This is a genomic window from Caballeronia sp. J97 (assembly GCF_905220305.1).
Lineage (GTDB): Bacteria > Pseudomonadota > Gammaproteobacteria > Burkholderiales > Burkholderiaceae > Caballeronia.
Genome location: NZ_CAJMZL010000014.1, coordinates 151,142 through 168,594 on the forward strand (window position 1 = coordinate 151,142; position 17,453 = coordinate 168,594).

Consider the following 17,453-nt stretch of genomic DNA (forward strand, 5'->3'; position numbering starts at 1 on the left):
GCGTGCTTCGCCACCGTCGGCATGGTCTCCAAGAAAAGCTGAATTCACGCGATGCTGCCCGTCGAGAGGGTGTGCGTTGCACGTTAACCCGACTTGCCACGATGAAAAGATTGCGCAATCATTCGTTTAAATGATTGCGCAATCATCATCGCGCGGGCGGTTCGGCGGTGATTCACTTTGACAGGAGTAGACGATGGACAATACTGCGGTCGCCTCCACGGACCTAGCGCCGCCCACCGACGCGAGCGCCCGGGAATCGAAAGTAGCGGTCAAACCGATCATCCAGGTCGTGGCGGGCAATGCGCTCGAAATCTACGATTTCATGATCTACGGCTACTACGCCCGATACATCGCGCAGACCTACTTCCCGAGCGACAACGAATACATCTCGCTGATGATGTCGCTCATGACCTTCGCCTTCGGCTTTCTCGCGCGGCCCGTCGGCGCCATCGTGCTGGGCGCATACACGGATCGTCATGGCCGTCGCAAAGGCCTGATCCTCGCGTTGTCGCTGATGTCGCTCGGCATCATATCCGTGGCATGCACGCCTTCGTACGCGAGCATCGGCATCGCCGCTCCGGTCATCGTGCTGCTCGGCCGCTTGCTGCAAGGCTTTTCCGCCGGCGCGGAACTGGGTGGCGTCGTGGTCTATCTCGCTGAAATCGCCCCGCCCGGAAAGCGCGCGTTCTACACCTGCTGGCAAGCGGGCAGCCAGCAGATCTCCGTGATGGCTGCATCGCTCGTCGGCCTCGTGCTGCTTTACTGGCTGGCACCGAGCGAACTGCACGCATGGGGATGGCGTATCCCGCTCATGCTCGGATGTCTCGTGATCCCGGTCATGTTCTGGCTGCGCTCCAGCCTCACCGAAACCTCGGTGTTCTCGGCGAAAAAGAAGGCGCCCAAGGTCTCCGAGATCTGCACCAGTCTCGTATCGGGCTGGCGGACCATCATCCTTTGCATGGGCATGGTGTCCATGGCGACGGTCACGTCCCAAACCATCACCACCTATGCACCGACTTTCATCAAGAGCCTGAACCTCGGCGAGGCGGCCGGCTTCCTCATTCTGTTTTTCGGCGGCCTGTCCGTCCTCGTGTGGCTGCCGATCATGGCGGCGGTGGCCGATCGCTTCAATCGCCGCACCGTGCTGATCGTCGTCACGCTGTTGGCCGCACTGACCGCGTATCCGATGATGGCATGGCTCGCCGCGCATGCCACCGTATTCAAGTTCGCGGTCGTCGAACTGTGGTTCTCGTTCATCTATGCGTCGTACAGCGCCGTTCAGGTCGCGACGATGGTCGAACTGGTTCCGCCCAATGCGCGCACCTCCGGCTATGCGTTCGCCCAGGCAGTGGCGGCCGCGGTGCTGGGCGGCTTCACGCCCGCGATTCTCACCTGGCTGACGCATGCCTTCCATAGCAGTGCGATGGTCGGCGTCTGGCTTGCGGTGAACGCCGCCATCAGCCTCATTGCCGCGCTTGCGCTGGACCGGAAGAAGACCGCGGCACGTCAGAAAGCAGAACTGCATTGATTGAACGACGTTGCCGATGTTGCGAGGCCGGGCGAAAAGAGCGCCCGGCCGATGGATGGAAGTTCGCACTCTTCCAAGTCCTTTGAAACCGGCGTTCGACTATCGGCGCCGGTTACGCTGCTTGGGTCGAAAGCCTTGAACTGCTCAACCGCAACTGAAGCTGCCGGCCGAATTCAAGTCCCCGCCCTTGTATCGCGCCACTTTCGGATAAGGACAAAGCGGTCGCGCACGTCCGGCGCCCCAGTCAGCCGGCACTTCGCTGTTAGGGACGGCATTGCTTGCATCGCGCGCGGTCGCCGTCACGCTGTCGGGCGCCTTGCCTTGCTCGACCCACGCGATCATCGGCGTGAGCATGTCGAACTGATCGGCGCTCGGGCCACCCGAACAATGGTTCATGCCCGCGACCGTGTAGAGACGCGCGAAGCCGCTGGCGTCGCCCGCGTTGGCGGTCGTCAGTCGCTGATACCAGTCCGTCGTGTCGTTCGAGGAAAATACCGGATCGCTCGTGCCGTGATAGACGATGAGCTTCGCGCCGCGTTTTTTCAATGCGGAAAGGTTGGTCTCGTCAGGCGGCGGCATGAACGACCACGAGGCCTCACCGTACACGCCGCTCGTCGCGAATATCTTCGGCGCGTCGTTGTCCATGCTGAAGTTGAGCGCGTAGGCCGACAACTGGCTCAGAAGCGATGCACTTTGCGGCGGCGTCGTGAACGTGAACGCCGCGGCGCCCGGATCGAGCGTGATCGAATTGCTCTGTTTCCACAGTGCCCAGTTCGCGCCGCTGATGCCCGCATCGTAGGGAAAGCCTGCATAGAGCGCCGTGCCCGCGCTGTTGTGCGCGCCCGAGAACACCTGGCCTATCGCATCCTTCTGCGCGCCCGTCAGACAGGACCCGTCGCGCACATTGGCCGAGCACGTGGGCACGTCGCGCGCGAGGTCGAAGTTCGCCTGACACGCCTTGATATCCTGCACCATGCCGTCGGCGGCGCCATCGAGCGAATCGCATTTGGCGATGATGCGCGACGCCACGAGTTGCCGCTCCTGCGCGGTGAAGCCCGTCTTGATGTCGGGCAGGCCGCCGGTCGTGTTCGCGGTCGCGACCTTGGCGAACTGCTGCGCGCTCCACATCTCGCCGATCGCCGCCTTCGGCAGATGAAAGCCCGGATCGCCCGCGATGATGCCATCGTAGTCCGCTGCGTAGCGCGCGGCGGCGACCATCGCGTGACGGCCTCCGTTCGAGCAACCTTCGAAATAGCTGCGATCCGGGCCCTTTCCATAGGCGGTCTTGATAACCTGCTTGGCCATCGGCGTGAGCTTCGCGACCGCCTGATAGCCGTAATCGAGACGCGCCTGCGGGTCCAGCCCGAAGAGCGGATTCTGCGCGGCCGAATGCCCCGCGTCCGAACTGATGACCGCGAAGCCCATGTTCAGCGCGTTATTGAGCGGGCCGCCGCCGCTGATGACCCCCGTCGCCGCGACGACATTTCCGTCGAGCCCGCCGTTGGCCTGATAGAAGAAGCGCCCGTTCCATGCGAGCGGCAGACGCATCTCGAAGCCGATCGCGTAAGTCTTGCCGTCGACGGAACTGACGCGCTCGTTCATCTTGCCCGCGATCACACAATGCTCGGGCACCGCCTTGCCCGCGATACTCAGTGTTCCGGCCGGGACATCCTGTACGGAAGTAAAGGACGTATTCGCGAATGCGAGCCTGGCCGCGAGCGCGTCGCACGTGCCGGAAAGATTCGCGGGCGTCGCTGCGCTCAACTGAGGAAGGGCGTTCGCGTTGTCATCCGAGCCGCCACCGCATGCGGCGAGCATCGTCGATGCGATTGCCGCGATCATCGTCTTGTTCATGCATAGTCTCCTAGAACGAATGGCGCACGCCGATCATGACGCCGGTCTGTCCCGCGCCCGCCGCGGGCGTCGTGCCGCCGCCACCGCCGCTCACCGAGTAGCGCGCCTTCGCGCTGTTGGCGAGATACGAGCCCTGGGCGTACACCGCGGTGCGCTTGGACAGCAGATACGTGGTGCGCAGCGTGCCCATCGTCGCGCGCGTGTCGTGATCCGCGTTGACGATGCGATACACCTCGCCATCGACGATGAACGCCGGCGTCACGAAATACGAAGCGCCGACGAAGAACAGATCCGAGCGCGCGTTCGGCAAGGCGGGCGAATCGGTCACGACGCGCCGTCCGAGCCAGCCGAGACCGATCTTCGCGCTGGCATACTGCGCCCAGGCGCTCACATGCGTGCGCGCATCCTTGTCGGCGGCGTTGATGAGCGGCGTGGGCGTGACGCCATCGAAGAAATTGGCGGCCGCCGTCGAGCCGCCGCGCTGCTCCTCGTACGATGCAGCCGCGCCGAAATACTGCGCCTCGTACTTGAGCATCACAGACCAGTCCCGGCATTCGGTGCCGTGCCCGGGCACGGAGCCCGCGCACGAGCCTTGACCTGGCGAGTTATTGCCGGCGGCGTCGCGGCCGAACGAGTAGCTTGCGCCGAGCGTCACGCCCTGCCACGCGCCGATGTAAGTCACGCTGTTGTCCGAGCGCGCGTTCGGCACGTAGGCATCGAGCGAGCCCATGCCGTAGATGTCGGGTCCGATGACGTCCGCATTCATCAACGCGAGGTAGGTCATCGTGTATTGCCGGCCGAAGGCGATCGTGCCGTAGGGCGCCTTGAGGCCCACGAACGCCTGTCTTCCGAACAGGCGCCCGCCCTGACCGAGGCTGCCGTCGCGAATATTGAAGCCGCTTTCGAGCGTGAAGACCGCGCTATAGCCGCCGCCGAGATCCTCCGCGCCACGCAGGCCCCAGCGTGAAGGGAATTCGCCGGTCACCGCCGGCATGCGAAACACGTGATCGCCCGCTGCATTCGCGTGCGACACGTACTCGATGCCGGTATCGACGATCCCATACAGCGTGACGCTCGATTGCGCCGCCGCGCTCGCCGCGAATGCGCACAGCGCGCCGCCGAGAAAGAGCTTCCTGTTCCGATGAATGACCTGCATTGACGCGTCTCCGATGGTGCTTTCGTTGTTGTGATGGGTGGGGTGAACTTCAGTCGGCCGCGCGGGGACGGCGTATCAGCATCAGTGCGGCGGCTGCGGCGATCAGCGTCACGGGAATGCTCGCGCCGATAACGACGGACGCGCTTCGTCCCATCGCGAGCAATTGCCCGGCGGCGAGCGGCCCGATCACCGAGCCGATGCGCCCCACGGCGACCGCCGCGCCGACGCCGGTGCCGCGCATCGCGGTCGGATAGAACGCGGCGGAAAGCGCATACAGCACGGATTGCCCGCCGATCACGAACATGCCAGCGAAGAACGCCGACGCCGTGAGCGCGGCGAAACCGGGCGCGATCGAGAGCGCAGCGAGCGAAGCGATGATGCCGACATACATGCCCGACACCACGAGTCCGCCGCGCAGGCGATCCATCAACATGCCGATGAACAGTGCGCCGAGACCGCCGCCGACGTTGAAGAAGATCTGCACGAAGCCCACTTCGCCGCGTCCGAGCCCGCGCGCGGCCATCAGCGAGGGAAGCCAGTTGAGCAGGAAGTAGAGAACGATCAGCGTGCAGAAATAGCTGATCCAGATTTGCATCGTGGAGCGCGCGCGCTGCTCGCCGAACAATACGTCGATGACGGGCGCGGGTTTCGCTGCACGGCCCGCAGCGCGGCTGAACGCTTTCGATTCGGGCAGGAATGCGAACAGCAGCGGGACGAACAGCAGCGGCCCCGCGCCGCCGACATAAAAGATATGACGCCAGCCGGCATCGCCCGCGCTCATCATGCCGACGATCGACGCAATGACGCCGCCGAGCGGAATTCCGGAATACATCACGCTGACGGCGGTGTTGCGCGCCTTCAACGGCACGGCTTCGGAAGAGAGCGCGATGAGATTCGGCAGCGCACCGCCGAGCCCGATGCCCGTCAACACGCGCACGGCGACGAGCGCCGGAAAGCTCGTGGCGAACGCCGTTGCGATGGAAAGCAGGCCGAAGATGCACGCAGACAGCATCAGCACGCGCTTGCGTCCGATACGGTCCGCGAGGCGCCCGCCGAACATCGCGCCGGGCAACAGGCCGAAGGTGCCGGCACTGAACGCGAGACCCATCTGCGCGACGGACAAGCCGAACTCACGCGCCATGCGCGGCGCCGCGACGCCGACGGATTGCAGATCGAGTCCTTCGAGCAAAGCGATGGCGAAACACAGGCTCAGTGTGGCGACGGCGCTGCTCGAAATGCTCGAAGGCGCGACTGTGCCGTCTCCTGTCAATACTGTTCTGGTCGTTTTCATGTCGGTTGGGGTTGTTCGCTGGATGATTGATCGCGACGGGCGCCGCCCGCCGGCTAACTATCAGGTAGCCTGATATTCAAGCCATAAAAATGCGGACATGCGAACAGGCGCGAACGATTCGAGCGATCCACATGGCCGCAGTGCGGTTTTGCTTCGACTGGATTGGACGTATTTAATATCAGGTAACCTGATTTGTACAAGCGCGTTGCGTTCGGTGAATACCCTAGGCGAGCGGGTTAGCGTTTACGCGCACTCGAAAGTGTTTGCATATCAGGTAGCCTGATATTAAACTCGATTCATCAGGTTGCCTGATTCAACGTCAAGCGTCGCCGGAGCACGCATCTCAGGGCGCGCACACCAAACCGCAAGCAGGAGCAAGAAACATGGCGAATTACGAAGGACGCTACACAACGGTCGATGTCAAAGTGGAGGGCGGCATCGCCTGGGTGATGTTCAATCGTCCGGAGAAGCGCAATGCGATGAGTCCCACGCTCAACAGCGAAATGATCCAGGTGCTGGAGGCGGTCGAGCTCGACGAGGAAGCGCGCGTGCTGGTGCTGACCGGCGCGGGCGATGCCTGGACGGCGGGAATGGATCTGAAGGAGTATTTCCGGGAAGTCGATTCGAGCCCGGAAATCGTGCAGGAAAAGATTCGCCGCGACGCCTGTCAATGGCAGTGGAAGCTCTTGCGCATGTATTCGAAGCCGACCATCGCGATGGTCAACGGCTGGTGTTTCGGCGGTGGCTTTTCGCCGCTCGTCGCATGCGATCTGGCGATCGCCGCGGACGAAGCCGTGTTCGGTCTCTCGGAGATCAACTGGGGCATTCCGCCGGGCAATCTCGTCAGCAAGGCGATGGCGGATACCGTCGGGCATCGCCGTGCGTTGCACTACATCATGACCGGCGACACCTTCACGGGCGAAGAAGCCGCCGACATGGGCCTCGTCAACAAGAGCGTCCCGCGCGCGCAATTGCGCGAGGAAGTCATCGCGCTCGCCGCCAAGCTGCTCGAAAAGAATCCGGTCGTGCTGCGCGCCGCGAAGAACGGCTTCAAGCGCAGCCGCGAACTGACATGGGAGCAGAATGAAGACTATCTGTACGCGAAGCTCGATCAGGCGCAACTGCGCGATCCCGAACATGGCCGCGAGCAGGGCCTGAAGCAGTTCCTCGATGACAAGTCGATCAAACCCGGCTTGCAGGCTTACAAGCGCTGAGCGAAGCGCACGGTCAATCAACGGAGACAGTCATCGTGAGTGAAGTGAGCATGTTGATCGGCGGCCGCGATGTGGCCGCATCGAACGGTGCGGTGTATGAGCGCCTGGATCCGGTGACGGGCGAGCTCGCATCGCGCGCGCCAGCAGCAACACTCGAGGATGCGGACGCCGCCGTCGAGGCTGCCGCTGCCGCGTTCCCCGCGTGGGCAGCCCTCAAGCCCACCGAGCGCCGCGCGCGTCTCCTGAAGGCGGCCGATCTGATGGATGCGCACGCGCAGCGCTTCATCGAAGCGGGCGTCGCGGAGACCGGCGCGAAGCCGAACTGGCTCGGCTTCAACGTGCATCTCGCGGCGAACATGCTGCGCGAAGCCGCCGCGATGACGACGCAGATCGACGGCAGCATCATTCCCACTGATACCCCCGGCAACATGGCGCTGGCCGTGCGGCAACCCTGCGGCGTGGTGCTCGGTATTGCGCCGTGGAATGCGCCGGTGATTCTCGGGACGCGCGCGCTCGCGATGCCGCTCGCGTGCGGCAATACGGTGGTGTTGAAGGCCTCGGAGGCCTGCCCCGCGATGCATCGGATGATCGGGACCGTGCTGCAGGACGCGGGACTGGGCGATGGCGTCGTGAACGTCGTCACCAACGCGCCCGAGGATGCCGCCGCTGTCGTCGAACGGCTGATCGCGCATCCGGCCGTGCGGCGCGTGAACTTCACCGGCTCGACGCATGTCGGCCGCATCATCGCGATGCACGCGGCGAAGCATCTGAAGCCCGCGCTGCTCGAACTCGGCGGCAAGGCGCCTGTCATCGTGCGCGAGGACGCGGATCTCGACGCGGCCGCATCGGCGATCGCCTTCGGCGCATTCTTCAACCAGGGGCAGATCTGCATGTCGACGGAGCGCGTGATCGTGCATCGCGCGGTCGCGGCGGCGCTCGTCGAAAAGCTCGCGGACAAGGCGCGCGGGCTCGTCGCCGCGCCGCCGACCGACGCGGGCGCGGCGCTCGGCGCGCTCGTGAGCGCGCAGGCGGCCGAACGCGTGGCCGCGCTGATCGACGACGCACGCGCGCTGGGCGCGCGCATCATCACGAGCGGAGAGACGAAGGGCGCGGTGATGCAGCCCGTCATCGTCGATGGCATCCGCGCGGAGATGAAGCTGTATGCGGAGGAATCGTTCGCGCCGGTCGTGACGGTGCAACGCGTGGAGAACGACGAAGAAGCGGTGCGCGTCGCCAACGACAGCGAATTCGGATTGTCCGCGGCCATCTTCAGCCGCGATATCGCGCGGGCACTGGAGCTGGCGAAGCGCGTCGAGTCGGGCATCTGCCATATCAACGGGCCGACCGTGCACGACGAGGCGCAGATGCCGTTCGGCGGCGTGAAATCGAGCGGTTATGGCCGCTTCGGCAGCAAGGCGTCGATCGGGGAATTCACGGAGTTGCGCTGGATCACGATCCAGACCGGCGAGCGCCACTATCCCATCTGAAAACAAAAGAACGCGACGAAAGTCCGGCGCGCCGTGCATCGGCGCACGAACATGAAGGAGACGAATTTGCTTTCAACGAGCGAAGCGATGCGCGCGCCTTTGCGCGCCGTATCGATCGGCACACCGCATGCGCAAGTGCGGTCGCGCCACGGCAACTGGTATATGCAAGCGGCCGAGCCGCTCGGCGCGTTTCCGGTTCGTCTGACCGATCGCCTCGTCGAGGGCGCGCGGCGTCATCCGGAGCGCTGGCTGATCGCGCGCCGCGGCGGGCAGGGCGAATGGCGCGGCATCACCTACGCGCAGATGCTGGAGCGTGCGCGCCGCATCGGCCAGGCGCTGCACGATCGCGGGCTGTCCGCCCAGCGTCCATTGGTCGTTCTGTCGGGCAACGATCTCGAACATATGCAAATGGCGCTCGGCGCGATGTGGGCCGGCGTGCCGTATGCGCCCATATCGCCGGCGTACTCGCTCGTGTCGAGCGACTACGGCAAGCTGCGCCACGCGATCGCACTGCTGACGCCGGGACTCGTATTCGCGACAGACGCGTCGGCATACAGCGCTGCAATCGAGGCTACGGTCGCGCCCGACATCGAACTCGTCAGCGCATTCGGGGAAGGCGCGCGCGTGCACACGTCGCTCGGGCAATTGCTCGACACGACGCCATCGAGCGTGGACGCGGTCAACGTGTCGCTCGACGCGGACACCATCGCCAAGCTGCTCTTCACGTCCGGCTCGACGCGCATGCCGAAGGCCGTGCCGACCACGCATCGCATGCTGTGCAGCAATCAGCAGATGCTGCTCGAGACCTTCCCGCAGTTCGGCATCGAGCCGCCGGTTCTGGTCGACTGGCTGCCGTGGAATCACACGTTCGGCGGCAGTCATAACGTCGGCATCGCGCTGTATAACGGCGGCACGCTTTATATCGACGATGGAAAGCCGGCTGGCAAGGCATTCGGCGAAACGCTGCGCAATCTGCGCGAGATCGCGCCGACGGTGTATTTCAACGTGCCCAAGGGCTGGGAGGAACTGACGAACGCGCTCGAAAACGACGCGTCGCTGCGCGACACCTTCTTCTCCCGCGTGAAGATGTTCTTTTTCGCGGGCGCGGGGCTTTCGCAGGCCGCGTGGAACCGGCTCGATGACGTGACGCAGCGGCATTGCGGCGAGCGTATCCGCATCATGGCAGGGCTCGGCATGACGGAGACATCGCCGTCGTGCCTGTTCACCACGGGTGGCGCCGTGACGACTGCGGGCTATATCGGCGTGCCTGCGCCTGGTTGCGAAGTGAAGCTCGCGCCGGTCGACGGCAAGCTGGAACTGCGCTTTCGCGGCCCGAATGTGATGCGCGGCTACTGGCGGGCCGATGCGAAAGCCGCTGCCGAATCATTCGATGAGGAAGGCTATTACCGCAGCGGCGACGCCGCGAAATTCGCCGATCCCGAGCGGCCCGAGTCGGGCTTGCTGTTCGATGGCCGCATCGCGGAGGATTTCAAGCTGAGTTCAGGCACTTTCGTCAGCGTCGGTCCGATGCGCGCGCGTGTGATCTCGGAAGGCATGGCGTACATTCAGGATGTCGTGGTCACCGGGCTCAACCGCGATGACGTCGGGCTGCTGGTGTTTCCACGGCTCGACGCATGCAGGCGGCTCGCGGGCCTGGCCGACGTCGCGAGCGCGCGCGATGTCGTCGCCGCGCCGGCGGTGCGCGCCTATTTCGAAGAACTGCTGACGCGTCTGAACCGCACCTCGACGGGAAGCGCGACAACCGTCGCGAGACTGTGTCTGCTCGATATCGCGCCGTCACTCGATCTGGGCGAAATCACCGACAAAGGCTCGATCAATCAGCGTGCGGTGCTGACGCATCGCGCGGCGCAGGTGGAGGCGCTGCATGCCGCCGGGCGGGACGATGCGGCCGTGATCCTGGCGCGGCCGGAGCGCGACGCCTGAGCGCGCGGGAACGTCGCGGAGCGGGCGCGGTAAGATGCCACTCCACGACGCAAGGAACCACCGCGATGAATGGCAAAGTACCGAAGAAAGCTGCATCCGAGACAACCGCGCCGCGACCCGCGCGCAAAGCGGCGTCGCGGCCGCATCTCACGTATCTGATCGGCAGCCTGGACCGCATTCTGAAGCGCCGCCTGACCGATGCGCTCGTGCCGTTCGGCCTCACGCTCGCGCAATTCACGGCGCTGTCCGTGCTGGAGGCGCGTGGGGAGGCGTCGAACGCGCAACTCGCGGAGCGTTCGTTCATCACGCCGCAATCGGCCAATGAAGTCATGATCGCGATGTCCTCGCGCGGCTGGGTCACGCGTGAACCCGATCCGAATCACGGACGGATCGTCGTGTTGCGTCTCACGGATGAAGGACGCACGGTCGTGCGCCGCTGCATGAAAGCGATCGAGCTGATCGAGCGGGAGATGCTAGGGGATATCGACGCAGAGAAAGCAGCCGAGATTCAGGCCCATCTCGAAGAGTTCGGACGTCGGCTCAGACGCTCGTAGCCTCGCTCGAAGCTGCGGCCCGTTTCATCGAGATTCGCGCGAGGCGAATCTCTCCCGTTTCAGTGAACGACGACCATCTTCCCGTTCGCCTCGTTCGCTTCCATCACGCGATGCGCTTCGTGAATCTCGTCGAACGAGAACACGCGCGATGGCTTCGCGCTGAAGCGTCCTGCGGCGACATCCGCGGCGATCGCCTGCAACGGCACATCGGACAACGGAAAGCCGGGCGTGCCGAACACGAAGCTGCCGAAGAAAGTCAGATGCACGCCGCTCGACATTTGCAGGAGCGGATTGAAATCGGCAATCGGCGCGAGCCCGCCGAGCCAGCCCGCAAGACACGCGCGGCCGCCACGGCGCAACATCGTGAGCGAATCGAGGATCGTGCTGTTGCCGACGAGATCGAGCACCGCGTCGATCTGCTTCGATTCCGCGATGCGCTTGCCCAGCTCCGGCCCTTCGAGCTCCACACGCGATGCCCCCAGCGCTTCGAGCTTCGCGAAGCGATCGCGATTGCGCGTCGTCGCGATGACCTTCGCACCCGCGTTCACCGCGAGATTGACCGCGGCTTGCCCGAACGACGAAGTCGCGCCGCGAATCACGACGGTCTGGCCCGCCTCGATCTCGAGATTGCGAAAGAGACATGTCCACGCCGTCGCATAGGTTTCCGGAATCGCGGCCAGCTCCGCCCAGGGCAGATCGGATTCGATCAGCGCCACGTTCGAAACCGGCGCGCGAGTGAATTCTGCATAGCTTCCGTTGATGGTGCGTCCGAGGCCGCCCATCAACGCGGCCACCTTTGCGCCGACGGCAAACTCGCCGCCCGGACACGATTTCACGATGCCCACGCATTCGATGCCGCTCACCTTCGCGGCCTCGGCCCATTCGCCGCGCCGCATATGCATTTCGGCGTGGTTGATGCCGAACGCCTTGATCTCGATGACGACATGTCCCGCGAGCGGTTCCGGCTCTGGAATCTCGGCATGGACGAGGCTGTCGAGACCGCCGAACTTGTCGAGCACGATTGCACGCATGATGCTTCTCCCTGAGAAATGAGCGCGGTGATGGACCCGCGTGTCAGCGGGCGAGGAACCCGATGATGGCCGCTGCGATCGGCGCGGCGTGCGTCTCGAGCGCGAAGTGGCCCGTATCGAAGAAGCGCACCTCGGCATTCGGAATATCGCGCTTGAATGCTTCGGCGCCGGATGGCAGGAAGAACGGATCGTGCTTGCCCCACACGGCGAGCAACCTCGGCCGATGCTCACGGAAATACGCCTGAAACGCCGGATAGAGCGCGACGTTGCTGCGGTAATCGGCGAAGAGATCGAGTTGCACTTCATGCGCGCCGGGGCGGTTCATGTAGTAATCGTCGAGCGAATAACCATCGGGTGAGATCGCGGAGGCATCGGGCGCGCCGTGCGTGTATTGCCATTTCGTCGTGTCCTTCGTGAGCAGCGCACGCAGCGCATCGCGGTTCGCTTGCGTCGGCGCCTGCCAGTACGTGCGAATCGGATTCCAGCCGTCGCTCAAACCCTCTTCATAAGCGTTGCCGTTTTGCGAAACGATCGCCGTGATGCGCTCGGGATGCTTCAGCGCAAGGCGGAAGCCGGTCGGCGCGCCGTAGTCGAACACGTACACCGCAAAGCGATCGAAGCCGATCACTTCGGTAAAGCGGCCGATCACGCTGGCGATGTTTTCGAACGTGTACGAGAACGCGTCGCGGCTCGGCATATCGGAGAGGCCGAAGCCGGGAAGGTCGGGCGCGACGATATGAAAGCGATCGGAGAGCAGCGGAATCAGGTCGCGAAACATATGGCTCGAACTCGGAAAACCATGCAGGAGCAGAAGCTTCGGCGCGTTTGCCGGACCGGCCTCGCGATAGAACACGTTGAAGCCGTCGACCTCGATATGGCGATGCGCGATGTGGGACATGAGCGTTTCTCCGGATGCCGGGTGAGAATATTGTGTAACCGTTAAAACAGTGATATTGAGGTTACAAATCGAAGAAGTAACTTGTCAAGAGCTTTTTTAGCGGTTACGATGAAATCATCGATGACACCCGCCTCGACAGAGAAAAATGGACTACCGTCCCATTCCCGCGATTTTTCTGGCCGACGCGCCCGGCCTCGACTTTCTGAACTCGATCGCCACCCCGGTCGATGAGCCCGTCGACTGGATAGGCGACGGCGAAGGCCTGCTGTCGTGGCTCGAACAGGCGCAGCTCGTGCCCGCCGAGGTGCTTGCGTATATGCGTTCGCACATCGCGCCCGCGGAACTCGACGAGGTCGCGGCGAAGGCGCGCGGATTGCGCGAGTGGTTTCGCGCGTTCGTGCACAAGAGAAAAGGCAGGCCGTTGTCGGTGAAGGATTTGAGGGAGCTAGAGCCGCTCAATCGCGTGTTGCAGCGCGATGAGCAACACGGTGCGATCGTCGCCGATGCGAATGCCGCAAGCGGTCTCGCGTTCGGCATGCAGCGCCGCTGGCCGACGGCCGAATCATTGCTGATGCCGATCGTCGAAGCGCTTGCGAAGCTCGTCTGCGAAGAAGACTTTACGTACGTGAAGGCGTGCGAAGGTCCGACATGCACGCTGCTGTTCGCGGATCATACGCGCGGGCATGCGCGGCGCTGGTGCAGCATGGCGATTTGCGGAAATCGCGCGAAGGTGGCCGCGCATCGGGCGCGGCTGAGAGAAGGAAAGGGCGGTTGACATCGTTCACGAGGAGGCAGCATGCACCACATCAAGGCGATTGCGTTCGATCTCTACGGCACGCTCTTCGACGTGCATTCCGTCGTCGATCGATGCGAGCAACGCTATGCCGGACGCGGCCGCGAAATCAGCGCGCTATGGCGGCAGAAACAGCTCGAATACACATGGCTGCGCAGCCTGATGAATCGCTATGTCACGTTCGAGCAGGCAACCGAAGATGCATTGCGCTACACATGCCGCCATCTCGGGCTCGATCTCGACGATGAAACGCGCGCAGCGCTATGCAACGCGTATCTCGAACTGCGTTCCTTTCCCGAAGTGCCCGATGCGCTTCTCAGGCTCCGTGAACGTGGACTGAAACTCGCGGTGTTGTCGAACGGCTCGCCGCATTCGATCGGCTCGGTGGTCGGTCATGCCGGATTGCGCGATCGTTTCGACTATCTGCTGAGCGTCGATCCGGCGCGCATCTTCAAGCCGCACGACCGCGCATATGCGCTTGCGGAGCAGGCGTTCGGGCTTTCGCGCGCGGCGATTCTGTTCGTGTCGTCGAATCCGTGGGATGCGACCGGCGCGCGCTACTTCGGTTTTCCGACGGGCTGGATCAACCGCGGCGGCAGCACGTTCGACGAAATGGGCCAGCGGCCGGATTGGGAGTTGGCCGGCCTCGATGACTTGCCGAAGCTGTTCGACGGCGCGTGATCGCCAGCCCCTTATTTCACGCTCTCGGCCCGCGATGCGCACAAGCGCCACGATGACGCCGGCTTCGGCGCATCGGCGGTTTCGCGCCACCACCGCTCGCCACGATGCGGCGCTTCGAGATCGAGCCGCTCACCCATGCGCGGCGTCGCCACCGCGACACCGCGCGCGAGCGCCAGCCCCGTCACGCGCTCGAAGGGTTCCTGCCACGAATGCATCGCGAGATCGAAGGTGCCGTTATGAATCGGCACGAGCCAGCGTCCGCGCAGATCGATATGCGCCTGCACCGTTTCCTCGGGCTGCATGTGGACGTACGGCCATTGCGCATCGTAAGCGCCGGTCTCGATCAGCGTGACGTCGAACGGACCGAGACGCTCGCCGATCGTCCTGAAGCCGTCGAAATAGCCGGTGTCGCCGCTGAAGAACACGCGCACGTCATCGTCGACGATGACCCACGACGCCCACAGCGTGCTGTTGCCGTCGAAGAGGCTGCGGCCGGAGAAATGCTGCGCGGGCGTCGCGGTAAACGAGAGGCCTTCGATCCGCGCGCTCTGCCACCAGTCGAGCTGGCGCACTTTCGCTGCATCGATGCCCCAGTCGATCAAGCGGTCGCCGACGCCCAACGGCGTGAGAAAGACTTCGGTCGTCGCGGCGAGCGCGAGCACGGTTTCGCGATCGAGATGATCGTAGTGATCGTGCGACAGGATCACGCCGCGCAACGGCGGCAGATCGTCGAGCGCGATCGGCGGAGCATGAAAGCGCTTCGGCCCGACACGTTTGAACGGCGAAGCGCGTTCGCCGAACACCGGATCCGTCAGCCAGTATTCGCCGCGCAGCTTGAAGAGCATCGTCGAATGGCCGAGACGGAACAGGCTGCGCTCGGGCGCGGCATCGAGCGCCGCGCGCGTGAGCGTATCGACGACGGGCGCCTGCGCCGGCACCGTACTGCGCGGCTTGTTGAAGAGCACGTTCCACACGATGCGCAGCGTCTTGCCGATGCCTTCGACCGGACGCGGCTTCACATTGCGAAAACGCTCGCCATCATGCTGCGGCGACGCGCTCGATAACGCGCGACCGCGCTTTGCTGCGGCGAGACCCAGGGCACGGCTGATGTTGTCGGCGAACCAGATCATGGGCGTGGTGGGGCGTGAGCCCGAAGCGGAAAGTAGACTGAGCAGTGTAGTTTAATTTCGAGAAAAAAGTAAACCGGACGGTGTAAAATATGAGGATGGATTCGAGCGACATGAACGACATTCCCCAGCGCCTGACCGACCGGAAACGCGCCGCGATCGTGAACGCGGCCGTGGAGGAATTCATCGCCGCGGGCTACGACGCAACCAGCATGGACCGGATCGCCGCGCGCGCGGGCGTGTCCAAGCGCACGGTGTACAACCACTTCGACAGCAAGGAGACCTTGTTCGCCGCGATCCTTCATCGACTGTGGGATGCGAGCGAAACCGGCGATGCGCCCGTCTATAGCACCGATGAACCGCTGCGCGCGCAATTGCTCGTGCTCTTGTCGCGCAAGCTGCGTCTCATGAACGACGAGGCTTTTCTATCGCTCGCGCGTGTGGCGATCGCGGCGGGCATTCATTCGCCGGAACGGGCGCGAGACATGGTGGCGCGCATCGGCGAGCGCGAGGAAGACGTGACGGCGTGGATCAGAAAAGCGGCCGCCGACGGCCGGCTCGCGGTCGCGGACCCGGTCTTCGCCGGGCAGCAACTGCACGGGATCGTCAAGGGTTTCGCGTTCTGGCCGCAAGTGACGATGGGGCAGCCGCCTTTATCGAAGGCCGAGCAAAAGAAAGTAGCGGAAGCGGCCGCCGAAATGTTCCTCGCACGCTATGCGCGCGACGCCTGAGCACGCATCGAGCAGTTGACGGCGACGCCGGCGCGAGCCTGCCGCCGATATGCCGAACGTTCATGCACGGAATCGAATTCGAATCGCAGTGCCGTTTCTCCCGGGCCACAGGATTACTTTTGCGTCGGTCCGGGTATATGGTTTACGAGTGCGCTGTTCCTGCGCACCTGGTTCACCTGGCGATTCCATCGTCAGGCAGCGGTAAGCCTTCGTTGAAGGAGAAAGTCATGAAGACCGTCCTCATAACGACCACACTCGTGGCCGCGTTTTCACTCGTCGATCTGGCTCAGGCGCAAGAGCCCACCGATACCTTGCAGTCCATCCCCGCACCCCGTCAACAGAGTGCGCAAAGCGCGGCGCCTTCCGGCGACACGGCCTTTGGCGGCGTAACCGCAGGCCAGAGCGCGAGCGGGAGCATGTCGAACTGGAAGGGCATATCGCCCAACTGTACGCCGCGGCCATTCTGCAATATCTATTCGGGCGGGCAGTGAGCATGACGCTGGCGGGCGGTCTTTTCGCACTCTGATCGTCGCCCGGAAAGACCGCCGCGGTCGTCCGCAATGAGCTCGTCACCGGAGGCTGTTAAAATTCCGATACGTTTTTTATGGGCACGATGTGATGGGCTTCGAACAACTCGCCGGACTGAAAGAGCAACTCGCAAAACAGGCTGCCAGCAACGCAGCGAAGAAGGCGCCGCGCGTGCGGCGTCCCGCGCCGGCGGGCGCATCGAAGGCTGCGGGTCCGTCCCGGCCTGCCGCGGCGCCTTCGAAACCGGCGGCTGCGTCCCGGCCTGCCGCGGCGCCATCGAAACCAGTGGATCCCGTCGTGCATACCATCGGCAAGCTGCAAAAGCGCTTTCCGCTCGCATTTCCGAAGAATCCCGCGCCGAAGGTCCCGCTGAAGGTCGGCATTTTCGAGGACCTGATGAAGCACGCGGAGGAAATGGGACTCGACGAGAAAGAACTGCGCAGCGCAATCAAGGTCTGGTGCCGTGGCAACCGATACTGGACCTGTCTCGTCAATGGCGCGCCGCGAATCGATCTCACGGGCGGCAAGGCGGGTGAAGTGACGCCGGCGGACGCGGAGCGCGCCGTGTATCTGGAAACGAATCGTCTGGCGCGGTCGAATTCGGCTCCGAAACCAGCGGAATCCGGCAAGTAGCGC

The 17,453-nt window shown here is 63.9% G+C and carries 16 protein-coding genes; 10 read left to right on the forward strand and 6 right to left on the reverse strand.

Going from position 1 to position 17,453, the window contains the following annotated elements; all coding sequences use genetic code 11:
- The first annotated feature begins 193 nt into the window (after positions 1-193).
- Positions 194-1,528, forward strand: a complete 1,335-nt coding sequence (gene tcuC / locus U4Y90_RS19360) for a tricarballylate/proton symporter TcuC (protein ID WP_321796877.1) — start codon at positions 194-196, stop codon at positions 1,526-1,528.
- A gap of 144 nt (positions 1,529-1,672) precedes the next feature.
- On the opposite strand, the gene U4Y90_RS19365 is transcribed toward tcuC, so the two are convergent.
- From U4Y90_RS19365 to mhpT, 3 genes are read right to left on the reverse strand one after another with little or no spacing between them, the layout of a single operon-like run.
- Positions 1,673-3,382, reverse strand: coding sequence for a tannase/feruloyl esterase family alpha/beta hydrolase (locus U4Y90_RS19365; protein WP_321796879.1), 1,710 nt, complete (start codon positions 3,380-3,382; stop codon positions 1,673-1,675).
- Between the two features lie 10 nt (positions 3,383-3,392).
- Positions 3,393-4,538 (reverse strand): porin, encoded by a 1,146-nt coding sequence (locus U4Y90_RS19370; RefSeq protein WP_321796881.1) that lies wholly within the window; start codon positions 4,536-4,538, stop codon positions 3,393-3,395.
- A 49-nt stretch (positions 4,539-4,587) separates the two neighbouring features.
- The gene (gene mhpT, locus U4Y90_RS19375; protein ID WP_321796882.1) at positions 4,588-5,829 is read right to left on the reverse strand and encodes a 3-(3-hydroxy-phenyl)propionate transporter MhpT; all 1,242 of its coding nucleotides are present in this window, start codon (positions 5,827-5,829) and stop codon (positions 4,588-4,590) included.
- Between the two features lie 383 nt (positions 5,830-6,212).
- Between mhpT and U4Y90_RS19380 the strand changes: the two genes are divergently transcribed.
- The 4 genes from U4Y90_RS19380 to U4Y90_RS19395 all read left to right on the forward strand — a co-directional run bounded on the left by U4Y90_RS19380 (position 6,213) and on the right by U4Y90_RS19395 (position 11,028).
- Complete coding sequence (locus U4Y90_RS19380; RefSeq protein ID WP_321796883.1) at positions 6,213-7,043, forward strand: p-hydroxycinnamoyl CoA hydratase/lyase; 831 nt, start codon at positions 6,213-6,215, stop codon at positions 7,041-7,043.
- Positions 7,044-7,078: 35 nt separating this feature from the next.
- Positions 7,079-8,530 (forward strand): aldehyde dehydrogenase, encoded by a 1,452-nt coding sequence (locus U4Y90_RS19385; protein ID WP_321796884.1) that lies wholly within the window; start codon positions 7,079-7,081, stop codon positions 8,528-8,530.
- An 87-nt stretch (positions 8,531-8,617) separates the two neighbouring features.
- Entirely contained in the window at positions 8,618-10,474 is a 1,857-nt protein-coding gene (locus U4Y90_RS19390) for a feruloyl-CoA synthase (protein ID WP_321796932.1), read from the forward strand.
- Positions 10,475-10,539: 65 nt separating this feature from the next.
- On the forward strand, positions 10,540-11,028 hold the full coding sequence (locus tag U4Y90_RS19395) for a MarR family winged helix-turn-helix transcriptional regulator (RefSeq protein ID WP_321796885.1): 489 nt from the start codon (positions 10,540-10,542) through the stop codon (positions 11,026-11,028).
- A 59-nt stretch (positions 11,029-11,087) separates the two neighbouring features.
- Here U4Y90_RS19395 and U4Y90_RS19400 read toward each other — a convergent pair whose 3' ends face one another.
- Both U4Y90_RS19400 and U4Y90_RS19405 read right to left on the reverse strand, forming a co-directional pair.
- On the reverse strand, positions 11,088-12,059 hold the full coding sequence (locus tag U4Y90_RS19400) for a zinc-binding alcohol dehydrogenase family protein (RefSeq protein ID WP_321796886.1): 972 nt from the start codon (positions 12,057-12,059) through the stop codon (positions 11,088-11,090).
- A 43-nt stretch (positions 12,060-12,102) separates the two neighbouring features.
- Complete coding sequence (locus tag U4Y90_RS19405; RefSeq protein WP_321796888.1) at positions 12,103-12,957, reverse strand: alpha/beta hydrolase; 855 nt, start codon at positions 12,955-12,957, stop codon at positions 12,103-12,105.
- A gap of 145 nt (positions 12,958-13,102) precedes the next feature.
- On the opposite strand from U4Y90_RS19405, the gene U4Y90_RS19410 reads away from it, so the two are divergent.
- Both U4Y90_RS19410 and U4Y90_RS19415 read left to right on the forward strand, forming a co-directional pair.
- Entirely contained in the window at positions 13,103-13,732 is a 630-nt protein-coding gene (locus tag U4Y90_RS19410) for a CGNR zinc finger domain-containing protein (RefSeq protein ID WP_321796890.1), read from the forward strand.
- A gap of 21 nt (positions 13,733-13,753) precedes the next feature.
- Positions 13,754-14,431 (forward strand): haloacid dehalogenase type II, encoded by a 678-nt coding sequence (locus U4Y90_RS19415; protein WP_321796891.1) that lies wholly within the window; start codon positions 13,754-13,756, stop codon positions 14,429-14,431.
- A gap of 11 nt (positions 14,432-14,442) precedes the next feature.
- Here the strand turns inward: U4Y90_RS19415 and U4Y90_RS19420 are convergent, their stop codons facing one another.
- Complete coding sequence (locus U4Y90_RS19420; protein ID WP_321796892.1) at positions 14,443-15,561, reverse strand: MBL fold metallo-hydrolase; 1,119 nt, start codon at positions 15,559-15,561, stop codon at positions 14,443-14,445.
- Between the two features lie 110 nt (positions 15,562-15,671).
- On the opposite strand from U4Y90_RS19420, the gene U4Y90_RS19425 reads away from it, so the two are divergent.
- The 3 genes from U4Y90_RS19425 to U4Y90_RS19435 all read left to right on the forward strand — a co-directional run bounded on the left by U4Y90_RS19425 (position 15,672) and on the right by U4Y90_RS19435 (position 17,450).
- Positions 15,672-16,289, forward strand: coding sequence for a TetR/AcrR family transcriptional regulator (locus U4Y90_RS19425; RefSeq protein WP_321796893.1), 618 nt, complete (start codon positions 15,672-15,674; stop codon positions 16,287-16,289).
- Between the two features lie 227 nt (positions 16,290-16,516).
- Positions 16,517-16,780, forward strand: a complete 264-nt coding sequence (locus U4Y90_RS19430) for a hypothetical protein (RefSeq protein ID WP_321796895.1) — start codon at positions 16,517-16,519, stop codon at positions 16,778-16,780.
- A 127-nt stretch (positions 16,781-16,907) separates the two neighbouring features.
- A complete protein-coding gene (locus U4Y90_RS19435) occupies positions 16,908-17,450 on the forward strand; it encodes a ProQ/FinO family protein (RefSeq protein ID WP_321796897.1) in 543 nt (180 codons plus the stop codon).
- Positions 17,451-17,453: the final 3 nt, after the last annotated feature.